The sequence below is a fragment of the uncultured Flavobacterium sp. genome (assembly GCF_963925185.1).
GTDB lineage: Bacteria > Bacteroidota > Bacteroidia > Flavobacteriales > Flavobacteriaceae > Flavobacterium.
In genome coordinates this window covers 33,860-42,408 of sequence record NZ_CAWURC010000024.1, presented here as the reverse complement: position 1 = coordinate 42,408, position 8,549 = coordinate 33,860, and the positions used below count along the sequence as shown (strand labels likewise).

Genomic DNA, 8,549 nt, shown 5'->3' with positions numbered 1-8,549 from the left:
TTTTTTTCTTTGTATTCCTTGGTGTGCCCTAAAATGATATTTCTCAATCCACTTTTTAATTCCGATGAATAAATCAAATCCAGATGCACTAGGATTGAGGTAAATGTATTGATATTTTATTGTTCTCCAAAATCTTTCAATAAAAATAGTATCCAATGCTCTTCCTTTTCCGTCCATACTTATTTGAATACCATTGCTTTTTAAATAATCTATGTACTCTTTACAAGTGAACTGACTTCCTTGGTCGCTATTCAAAATAGTTGGAGTTCCATATTGATCTACTGCTTTTTTCACAACGTTTAAAGAGGAAGCAGCATCTAAAGAATTACTCAATCGCCAACCTACAATAAAGCGACTATAAACATCTATTATAACCGTTAAATAAATAAATCCCTTTTACATTGGAACATAGGTTATATCAATTTTCCAGCCTTGATTCACTTCCGTTATTACCAAATTCCTCAATAAATAAGGATAAATATATTTACTTGCTTTCCATTGGGCTAAATGCCTTCTTGGATAAATTGGGGTAATGTCATCGTTGCCTTTACTGCCTTGGACAAGCTTCCCGAATTTCCTGGCGGAATGCAAAAATTATATAATTATATAGGTAATACTTTCGAAAAACCAGAAATCGACGGACTCAGCACCATTAAAATTAATGTGTCCTTTGTGATTGAAAAGGACGGCAGCATGACCGACATTCAGGTAAGACGAGATCCTGGTTATGGCTTGAGAAAAGAAGCTATCCGGGTTTTGAAATCCTTGATAACCAAATGGACTCCGGGAATGGTTAATTCAAAACCAGTTAGAACTTCTTATAATTTGCCCATTACAGTTCAGATGAATTAAGATGAATTAGAAAAATCATCCCACAAATTATGAGATGATTTTTTTATAACCCTACCTTAAAACTCCATTTGCTAAGACAACTTTCATTATCTTTGCCCTTTCAAAAATTGATTTATGGAAACTATTTTAGAGAATACATTACCGATAGGAAAACCGAAATGGTTGAGAGTAAAACTCCCAATTGGTCAAAAATATACAGAATTACGCGGCTTAGTCGACAAATATAGTTTAAACACCATTTGTGCATCAGGAAGTTGTCCAAATATGGGCGAATGCTGGGGTGAAGGAACGGCAACATTTATGATTTTGGGAAATATCTGCACCCGTTCTTGTGGATTTTGTGGCGTAAAAACCGGAAGACCCGAAACCGTGGATTGGGACGAACCTGAAAAAGTAGCACGATCCATCAAAATTATGAAGATCAAACACGCTGTAATTACTAGCGTTGACAGAGATGATTTGAAAGATGGCGGTTCCATTATTTGGATAGAGACCATAAAAGCCATTCGTAGAATGAACCCCAATACAACTTTAGAAACCCTCATTCCTGATTTTCAAGGAATCGAAAGAAATATAGACCGTATTGTGGAAGCCAATCCCGAGGTGGTTTCACACAATGTAGAAACCGTTCGCCGATTAACTCGAGAAGTACGTATTCAAGCAAAATATGACCGAAGTCTTGAAGTTTTAAAATATTTGAAAGCGAAAGGAATCAATAGAACGAAATCTGGAATTATGCTTGGTCTTGGCGAAACCGAGGAAGAAGTTTTTCAAACGATGCAAGATTTACGAAATGCCAATGTTGATATTGTAACTATTGGTCAATACTTGCAACCCAGCAAAAAACACTTGCCTGTAAAAGAATTTATAATACCCGAACAATTCGCCATATATGAAAAATTTGGTTTGGAATTAGGATTTCGCCACGTTGAAAGCGGACCATTGGTACGTTCTTCGTATAAAGCACAAAAACATATTTTATAAAATGTTTAATCGGTTAATCGTTTAACCGGTTAATCCATTAACCAAAAAAAACTTTGAAAACAAGAATTGCCATAAATGGTTTTGGAAGAATTGGTCGGAATTTATTTCGCTTGCTTTTGAACCATCCCACTATTGAAGTTGTTGCCATTAATGATGTTGCCGATACGAAAACTATGGCGCATCTGGTGAAATACGACAGTATTCACGGGGTTTTGCCATTTGAAGTTTCGGCTGATGAAAAAGGAATAATTGTCGATGGGAAACATTTTCTTTTTTTTCACGAGAAAAGCATTTCAAACTTGGATTGGAAATCGATTAACATTGATGTTGTTGTGGAATCGACAGGAAAATATAGAACATTCGAGGAAATCAATGCCCATATTTTGGCTGGAGCCAAAAAAGTAATTCTCTCCGCACCATCCGAAGTAGATTCTATAAAAACAGTGGTTCTTGGCGTAAATGAACACATTCTCGACGGAACCGAAACCATTATTTCGAATGCCAGTTGCACCACGAATAATGCGGCTCCAATGATGAAAGTCATCAATGAACTTTGTGGCATCGAACAAGCTTATATTACAACGATTCACTCGTACACCACTGACCAAAGTTTACACGATCAACCCCACAAAGATTTACGTCGGGCTCGTGGCGCAAGTCAATCCATAGTTCCCACTACAACTGGTGCTGCTAAGGCTTTGACTAAGGTTTTTCCGGAATTCGAAGGGAAAATAGGTGGTTGTGGTATTCGAGTTCCAGTTCCTGACGGATCGTTGACCGACATTACTTTTAATGTAAAACGTGCAGTAACAATTGACGAAATAAATGCTGTTTTTAAAATTGCCTCTCAAACTAATTTAAAAGGTATCTTGGATTACACCGAAGATCCAATTGTTTCCGTCGATATTATTGGCAACAAAAACTCCTGTGTTTTTGACGCGCAACTCACTTCGGTAATAGACAAGATGGTCAAAGTAGTGGGCTGGTATGATAATGAAACGGGATATTCCTCCCGAATTATTGATTTAATTATTTTAACACATTAATAGTTCAAAATCAATTCCTTGATAAGACTTCTCACTTTAGGTTCCGCTTTTTTCGCTGCCTCTAAAACTTCATCGTGCGAAACAGTTTCGATATTTTCTTCATCGCCCATATCTGTAATTACAGAAATTCCAAAAACTTCCATGTCCATATGGCGTGCCACAATTACCTCGGGAACTGTTGACATTCCTACACAATCAGCACCCAAAATTTTTACCATTTTGTATTCGGCCAGCGTTTCAAATGTTGGTCCTTGAAGCCCAAGATAAATTCCATCTTGAACAGTAATATTTAGATTTTGAGCCAATTCTTTCGCCTTGACAATCATTTTTCTAGAATAAGGTTCACTCATATTTAAAAACCGAGGTCCAAAACGTTCGTCATTTTTACCTCGCAAAGGATGTTCTGGCGCAATATTGATATGGTCTTTTAGGATAACTATCGAGCCTACTTTATAACTGGGATTTACTCCTCCCGAAGCATTGGAAACAATAAGTTTTTCGACTCCCAAAAATTTCATCACACGCACCGGAAATGTAACTTCCTTCATCGAATAGCCCTCATAAAAATGAAAACGACCTTGCATAGCAACCACTTTTTTATCGCCAATAGTTCCAAAAACCAGAGCTCCTTTATGGCCTTGAACAGTAGAAACCGGAAAATTTGGAATTTCACCATAAGGCAAGGTAAATTCTATTTTTATGTCATCCGTAAAACTACCCAACCCTGAACCTAGGATTACGCCATATTCTGGAGTAAAATTAATTTTTTCTTTAATAAAACTAACTGTTTCTTGTACTTGTTCCCACATAATTTAAAATGGCTTTGTCAAAATTATCACTTGCTGAAAGAAAGGAACTTCGTATTGGCAAATAGAAAAGTTGTTTGTTTGTAAATTTGCCTTTCAATCTCACGAAATCTTTTTCGGTTGTGATAATAATTTTGTTTTGTGATTTGTTTTTTATTTCTCTAATATCATTTTCTGTAAAATGATGATGGTCGGAAAAAATCAAACGTTTATCATTTTTGCTTTGCAAATATGCGAAAAAAGGCATGGGTTTTGCTATTCCTGCCAAAAGTAATTTATCAATATTCCGAATTTCTTCGACTTTCATCGTTTTACCTTCAGAATATATAAATTCATCATAATCGACAAAAGAAAAACACAATTCTTGATTCAAAGCCAGTTTTAATTTGGTTCTAATCTCATTTTTCTCGATAATGGAAAGGGATTCGGGGCATTTTGTTACAACAACCAAATTGGCTCTCTTCGCTCCACTTCTGCCTTCACGTAAATTTCTTGTTGGCAACATAAAATCATCCGAATATAAATCGCCATATGAAGTTAGCAAAATATAAAAACCTGCTTTTACTTTTCGATGTTGAAAAGCATCATCTAATAAAATAACTTCGGGTTTATTAGTTTGGGAAAGCAATTGTTCTATTCCGTTTTTTCTATTCACATCAACCGCAACCTGAATAGTATTGAATTTTTTATAAAACTGAATTGGTTCGTCTCCAAGTATTTCTGCGTTCGAATTTGAATCTGCTAAAATAAAACCTTTGGATTTCCTTTTGTAACCACGACTTAAGGTAGCAACTTTAAATTTAGGTTTAAGTAGACGAATTAAATACTCAATTTGAGGGGTTTTCCCCGTACCACCAACACTTAGATTCCCTACAGCAATAATGGGAATGTCAAAAGAATAGGATTTAAGAATTCCTTTATCGTAAAGAAAATTCCGAATACTGGTAATGAATCCATACAAAATGGCAAAGGGAAAGAGTATTTTTCGAAGTAAATTCATACTACGAAAGTATACTATTTTATCATTATAAAAAAGTTGAGTTATTATTTCCTTAACTTTGTTGGTTATAAAATATGAAAAATAAAATCGAAGATTCACTAACACAAAAAAAATCGAACAGTGAGTAAAATTAAAGAAATAATTTCCGTGCTCGAAGAAATGGCGCCACTTGCCTATGCCGAAGATTTTGATAATGTAGGTTTATTGGTTGGAAATCAAGAATCGGAAGCAACGGGGGTTTTGGTTTGTCATGATGCTTTGGAAAGTGTAATTGACGAGGCAATTGCAAAAAAATGTAATTTGATTGTGTGTTTTCATCCTATATTATTTTCGGGATTAAAGAAAATTACGGGGGAAAACTATGTCGAAAGAGCTGTTATAAAAGCCATAAAAAATGATATTGCCATTTATGCCGTTCACACCGCATTAGACAATCATCAAGATGGAGTAAATAAAATTTTCTGCAACGCATTGGGTTTAACCAAAACAAAAATTCTAATTCCAAAACAAAACTTCATTCGGAAATTAGTGACTTACACCATTCCCGAGAATGCCGAAAAGTTGCGAAACTCTTTGTTTGACGTTGGCGCAGGAAACATTGGTAACTATGGAAATTGCAGTTTCAACTCAAAAGGAATTGGAACTTATATAGGAAACGAACACAGCAATCCAGAGATTGGCGATCGCTTTGAATTTGTAGAAGCTGACGAAATAAAAATCGAAGTTACTTTCGAAAAAAATTTAGAAAGCAAGATTTTAAAAGCGCTATTCAAAAATCACGTTTATGAAGAAGTGGCTTATGAAATTTATAATTTAGAAAATGCCAATCAAAACATTGGTTTGGGAATGATTGGAGAATTGAAAGTTCCAATGGACGAAAAAGAATTTCTGAATTTCGTTAAAGACAAGATGCAATGTGGCGGAATTCGTCATAGTTCTTTTTTGGGTAAACCCATAAAAAAAATTGCAGTTCTTGGCGGATCGGGAAGTTTTGCCATAAAAAATGCCATTCAGGCTGGAGCAGACGTTTTTTTGACGGCTGATTTGAAGTATCACCAATTTTATGAGGCTGAAAATCAACTGCTTTTGGCCGATATTGGACATTTTGAAAGCGAACGCTATACAAAAAATTATATTGTTGATTTTCTTCGGAAAAAAATCCTTAATTTTGCAATCGTTTTATCGGAAGAAAATACAAATCCAGTTAAGTACTTATAGACATAGAATATGGCGACTACAAAAGAATTGAGTGTTGAAGACAAATTAAGAGCAATTTACGATTTACAATTGATTGACTCTAGAATTGATGAAATCAGAAATGTAAGAGGTGAACTTCCTCTAGAAGTGGAAGATTTAGAAGATGAAGTTGCAGGATTAAGTACCCGTTCAGAAAAACTGAAAAACGATCTTGATGCTATCGAGGAGCTTGTAAAAGTGAAGAAAAATGCAATTGACGAACACAAAGAATCTATAAAAAGATATACTAAACAGCAAGATACTGTTCGTAATAACAGAGAATTTAATTCATTGACTAAAGAAGTTGAATTTCAAGAATTGGAAATTCAATTAGCCGAAAAGCAAATTAAGGAAATGAAAGCTTCAATGGAACACAAAAAAGAAGTAATCACACAATCAAAAGAAAGATTAGAAACTAAATCTAATCACTTGAAACATAAAAAATCAGAATTAGACGCCATTATGGCCGAAACCGCTAAAGAAGAAGCTTTTTTAACAGAGAAATCTGCGGAATACCAAAAATTAATCGAAGAAAGATTATTGACAGCTTATAACAGAATAAGATCAAGTGTTCGCAATGGCTTAGCTGTTGTTTCTATTGAAAGAGGAGCTTCGGCTGGATCATTTTTTACTATTCCTCCTCAAACACAAGTGGAAATTGCTTCCAGAAAGAAAATCATCACCGATGAACATTCAGGAAGAATATTAGTCGACAGCGTTCTGGCTGAAGAAGAAAAAGAGAAAATGGAAAAGCTTTTCGCTAAATTCTAAAACACTTAAGTCCCGACAAAAATCGGGACTTTTTTTATATGAAAAATTCATTTCATTTTTTACTGACAAAATCTATTGGATTATACATCAATCTCTTGAGTTTTGTGTTTCCAAAAAAAGCTGGGCATATTGCTCACGCTTTTTATAGTGAACCTAGAAAAGGAAAATTATCCAAAAAAAAACTTCCTAAAATCCTTCAAGAATCACATTCTGAAACTTTTCAATACGAAGAGGATTGCATTCAATCCTACACTTGGAAAGGAAACAAAACCGTGATTTTATTAGTTCACGGTTGGGAAAGTAATTCCTCTCGCTGGGAAAACTTATTGCCTTACCTCAAAAAATCAGGAAGTACTATTATTGCCATTGATGGACCTGCACAAGGATTATCAAGTGGTAAAGAATTTACTATTCTGAAATATGCCGAATTTATACACTTAATTGTCGAGAAATTTAAACCACAATATTTAATTGGCCACTCAATGGGCGGGCAAACGTGTTTGTATTATCAATACAAATATCAAAGTCCTTCAATCGAAAAAATGGTGATTTTAGGGGCTCCAAGTGATTTTAAAATTCTATTTAATAATTTCATTAGCCTATTGAGTTTGAATACCAGAATTTCAAAAACATTGGAGAAAAAATATATTAAAATCTTAAATCGAAACTTAGAACAATTTTCAGGGAAATTATTTGCTTCAAAAATTGATGTAAAAGGTTTGGTGGCACACGATATTGACGATAAAGTCGTTTTATTTGAGGAAGCAAAAAAAATTGTCGGTGCTTGGAAAGATGTTCAGTTTATAGAAACTTCTGGGTTAGGACATAAATTACATGATGATGATTTGTATAAAAAAGTGTCTCTATTTTTATTTGATTAAAACTTTTTTTTTGATAAATACTTGCTGCTGAAAAACATTCTAAAATTTACAAATCATACCATTTCCACCCGAGCATAGCGAACAGACGAAGTAATTTGTTTACTTTTGTCTTATGGAAGAAAATCTAAAGCGCCTTAATAAATTCATCGGAGAAACTGGTTTTTGTTCGCGACGTGAAGCCGATAAAATTATAGAAGAAGGTCGCGTAACCATTAACGGAATCATACCAGGATTAGGGACCAAGGTTTCACCTGATGACGAAGTACGCATTGACGGCAAGTTAATCCGAGAAAAAAGGGAGAAATCCGTTTATTTGGCTTTCAACAAACCCGAAGGAATTGAATGTACCACCAACTTAGAAGTTCGCAATAATATTGTGGATTACATCAATTATCCCACACGTATTTTCCCCATTGGAAGATTAGACAAAGCCAGTGAAGGATTGATTTTTATGACCAATGATGGCGATATTGTAAACAAAATTCTTCGCGCCAGAAACAACCATGAAAAAGAATATACAGTAACGGTCAACAAACTCATAACAGATCGTTTTATTGAAAAAATGGGAAATGGAATTCCTATTTTGGATACCATTACCCGGAAATGCAAAGTAGAACAAATCAGTGCGACTATTTTCAAAATCGTCTTGACTCAAGGTTTAAACCGCCAAATTCGAAGAATGTGCGAATATTTGGGTTATGAAGTTATTGCTTTGAAACGCATTCGAATCATCAATATCTCGCTAGATATTCCTGTTGGGCGTTATCGCGATTTAAGCGATGCCGAAATCAAGGAACTCAACGAATTGATTGCACCCTCGAGCAAAACCGAAGAGGCTAGTTTGCCAAAACAAGAAACTCCAAAACGCAGAACCGAATTCATCAAAAAAGACGATCCAAGGTTTAAGAAAAGAGGAGATTATTAAAAGTAAAAAACCAAGATTAAGTTCTTGGTTTTTTGCTTTTATAATCCT

The 8,549-nt window shown here is 34.7% G+C and carries 10 protein-coding genes; 7 read left to right on the top strand and 3 right to left on the bottom strand.

Features of this window, described 5'->3' with window-relative positions:
• Positions 1-387: DDE-type integrase/transposase/recombinase (locus AABM59_RS05440; protein ID WP_338407965.1), on the bottom strand; the 387-nt coding region annotated here is incomplete at its 3' end.
• 120 nt (positions 388-507) lie between these two features.
• Here AABM59_RS05440 and AABM59_RS05435 point away from each other — a divergent pair.
• The 3 genes from AABM59_RS05435 to gap all read left to right on the top strand — a co-directional run bounded on the left by AABM59_RS05435 (position 508) and on the right by gap (position 2,882).
• Positions 508-852, top strand: coding sequence for an energy transducer TonB (locus AABM59_RS05435; RefSeq protein ID WP_338407963.1), 345 nt, complete (start codon positions 508-510; stop codon positions 850-852).
• A 114-nt stretch (positions 853-966) separates the two neighbouring features.
• Entirely contained in the window at positions 967-1,836 is an 870-nt protein-coding gene (gene lipA / locus AABM59_RS05430) for a lipoyl synthase (RefSeq protein ID WP_338407962.1), read from the top strand.
• A 53-nt stretch (positions 1,837-1,889) separates the two neighbouring features.
• Positions 1,890-2,882: a type I glyceraldehyde-3-phosphate dehydrogenase gene (gene gap, locus AABM59_RS05425; RefSeq protein ID WP_338407961.1), complete on the top strand. Its 993-nt coding sequence runs from the start codon at positions 1,890-1,892 to the stop codon at positions 2,880-2,882.
• Here gap and AABM59_RS05420 read toward each other — a convergent pair.
• Both AABM59_RS05420 and lpxK read right to left on the bottom strand, forming a co-directional pair.
• Positions 2,879-3,691, bottom strand: a complete 813-nt coding sequence (locus AABM59_RS05420) for a purine-nucleoside phosphorylase (protein WP_338407960.1) — start codon at positions 3,689-3,691, stop codon at positions 2,879-2,881. The two genes, gap and AABM59_RS05420, sit on opposite strands and share 4 nt — an antisense overlap.
• Entirely contained in the window at positions 3,663-4,688 is a 1,026-nt protein-coding gene (gene lpxK, locus AABM59_RS05415; protein WP_338407959.1) for a tetraacyldisaccharide 4'-kinase, read from the bottom strand. Before lpxK ends, AABM59_RS05420 begins: the two co-directional genes overlap by 29 nt.
• A gap of 159 nt (positions 4,689-4,847) precedes the next feature.
• Here lpxK and AABM59_RS05410 point away from each other — a divergent pair, with 159 nt between their 5' ends.
• From AABM59_RS05410 to rluF, 4 genes are all read left to right on the top strand, one after another.
• Complete coding sequence (locus tag AABM59_RS05410; RefSeq protein WP_338407964.1) at positions 4,848-5,906, top strand: Nif3-like dinuclear metal center hexameric protein; 1,059 nt, start codon at positions 4,848-4,850, stop codon at positions 5,904-5,906.
• A 9-nt stretch (positions 5,907-5,915) separates the two neighbouring features.
• Positions 5,916-6,695, top strand: a complete 780-nt coding sequence (locus AABM59_RS05405) for a C4-type zinc ribbon domain-containing protein (protein WP_338407958.1) — start codon at positions 5,916-5,918, stop codon at positions 6,693-6,695.
• A gap of 38 nt (positions 6,696-6,733) precedes the next feature.
• Entirely contained in the window at positions 6,734-7,576 is an 843-nt protein-coding gene (locus AABM59_RS05400) for an alpha/beta fold hydrolase (protein WP_338407957.1), read from the top strand.
• 112 nt (positions 7,577-7,688) lie between these two features.
• Positions 7,689-8,501 carry a 23S rRNA pseudouridine(2604) synthase RluF gene (gene rluF, locus AABM59_RS05395; RefSeq protein WP_338407956.1) on the top strand — a complete coding sequence of 271 codons (813 nt, stop codon included), beginning with the start codon at positions 7,689-7,691 and terminating at the stop codon, positions 8,499-8,501.
• Positions 8,502-8,549: the final 48 nt, after the last annotated feature.

Bases quoted from the DNA above. Each gene is read 5' to 3' on its own strand.
- lipA (WP_338407962.1), top strand. From the start codon at position 967: ATGGAAACTATTTTAGAGAATACATTACCGATAGGAAAACCGAAATGG.
- AABM59_RS05420 (WP_338407960.1), bottom strand. From the start codon at position 3,691: ATGTGGGAACAAGTACAAGAAACAGTTAGTTTTATTAAAGAAAAAATT.
- AABM59_RS05400 (WP_338407957.1), top strand. From the start codon at position 6,734: ATGAAAAATTCATTTCATTTTTTACTGACAAAATCTATTGGATTATAC.
- AABM59_RS05435 (WP_338407963.1), top strand. From the start codon at position 508: ATGCCTTCTTGGATAAATTGGGGTAATGTCATCGTTGCCTTTACTGCC.
- AABM59_RS05410 (WP_338407964.1), top strand. From the start codon at position 4,848: ATGGCGCCACTTGCCTATGCCGAAGATTTTGATAATGTAGGTTTATTG.
- rluF (WP_338407956.1), top strand. From the start codon at position 7,689: ATGGAAGAAAATCTAAAGCGCCTTAATAAATTCATCGGAGAAACTGGT.
- AABM59_RS05405 (WP_338407958.1), top strand. From the start codon at position 5,916: ATGGCGACTACAAAAGAATTGAGTGTTGAAGACAAATTAAGAGCAATT.
- lpxK (WP_338407959.1), bottom strand. From the start codon at position 4,688: ATGAATTTACTTCGAAAAATACTCTTTCCCTTTGCCATTTTGTATGGA.